General features: G+C 45.6%; 1 protein-coding gene. It reads left to right on the forward strand.

Annotation, left to right across the window (positions count from 1 at the left end; all coding sequences use genetic code 11):
* Positions 1–215: 215 nt before the first annotated feature.
* Positions 216–377: a hypothetical protein gene (locus tag H1S01_RS20095; protein WP_188042144.1), complete on the forward strand. Its 162-nt coding sequence runs from the start codon at positions 216–218 to the stop codon at positions 375–377.
* The last annotated feature ends 1,289 nt before the right edge of the window (positions 378–1,666 follow it).

Genomic DNA, 1,666 nt, shown 5'->3' on the forward strand with positions numbered 1-1,666 from the left:
AACTGGGGATATGGGTTACTTCTCGTCCACCGGTAAGAGACCGAGGATAAAGCCGAAAAAATACCGTCATATGCAACAGGAGGGGGCGTAATCGCCCTCTCTGTTTTTTATATATCCGGGAATGACGCATCGGCGTTCACGAAACTAACTTTACTTTGAGACGACTCCTAGATAAGCTGTACCTGCCTCGCAAGAAAAGCAGGGAGGATTACAGAATGACAGAGTTTTATCAAACCATCATGGGCAGGAAGTTCTATGAACGGGACGTTCCGAAAATCGCTGAATCCCTGGCCACCATCGCCGAACAGCTGGCCCAGTTAAATCAGAACATCGAGAAGCTCAACGAGAATATGGACAAGCCCGAACAGGCTGAATAACGCCGACGCAGTCCCCCGGCAACGGGGGCTGTTTCGCTCTTTGATAATTAAAAAAGCCCAGGCCAAATAAGCGACGGTCGTGAAATCAGAGAACCCTCGCTTGATTAGTAGTCGGACGTATCCTCCGTTATGATAAGGGAGACTTCACTGTTGGTCGTGAGGACAAACTCGCCTCCATGATAAGCGGTCGAAGTCGCCTGTTGGCTTTAGGGACAGACTGGCCTCTCAGAGATATAGTCGAAGTTCAATTGCCGGCTTATCGGCAAAACTGCCATGGCCGATGCTTTCGATAACGTAGCCGGATTTTCGCCAAGTTAGGTCTAATGTAGTGACCCATCCAGATTGCCGGCCACGATCGCCTCCGTGTGATCCCGCAAGATGTTCTAAGAACTATATTTACTTAGAATAATTTGCAGGTTACGCTGCCATCGTGTTCCACCGGGGAATCAGAATTTGCGGTCATTATTGAGACCACCCCAGCTCGAACCCATAGCCCGACTGTGAAGCAACGCTTCCCATATTCGATTTTCGTAGAACTGCCGGTCCCAATTGGTGCCCTTATCGACCTCCCTATAGTTGAGAATTTGGGCGGGACCAATATTCCAGATAGTCAGACCTCCTTCGAGGAAAACTCGAGTTTAATTCGTTGCTGTCTTTAATTGAAAGAACCAGCCATCACCCGATTAAACGCCCCCTTATAATCCGGTCCATCATGCACTGGACCGGTATGAGATATGAAGCAAAATGCTTGTCGTTTGATTCGACGGTAGAATCATTAGGGAATTAATTTTTTTTTAATTTTCTGCTGGAGCCAGATATCGCTCGATAAGACTCCTCCTTGCTGCTGGCCCATCATGCACTGGGCCATTATTGAGATATATGAATCAAATGCGTGTCGTGTTTTGATTTCGACAGTGAAAAATCATTTGCGGAATTAAATTTTTAATTTTTTGTAGGGGCCAGTTATTCCTCGATATTCATTCCTCCTCGGTGGGCGGTTGCCGCGGTGACATCATCGCTCTAGTGGGGGAGGAAGTCAACTTCTTGTTAGTGGAAATAAATACCTGAAGTAGAAATTAATAAACGCGTAATACTAACATCAAAGCTATTAGCTTAACCGAGTAACCAGAATCGGTACCTAGGAAGATTTGTATGAATAAACAAAATTGGATTCAGAAATTTAAAAATATCTTTATATATAAGAAATCGACTCAGGAGCTAACGTTTTCGTTAAGCCCATCGCGGCCTCCCTTTCACTCCCCGTACGCGTTAAAAAGAACCTTAGAAAA

The organism is Heliobacterium chlorum, from assembly GCF_014502795.1.
Lineage (GTDB): Bacteria > Bacillota > Desulfitobacteriia > Heliobacteriales > Heliobacteriaceae > Heliobacterium > Heliobacterium chlorum.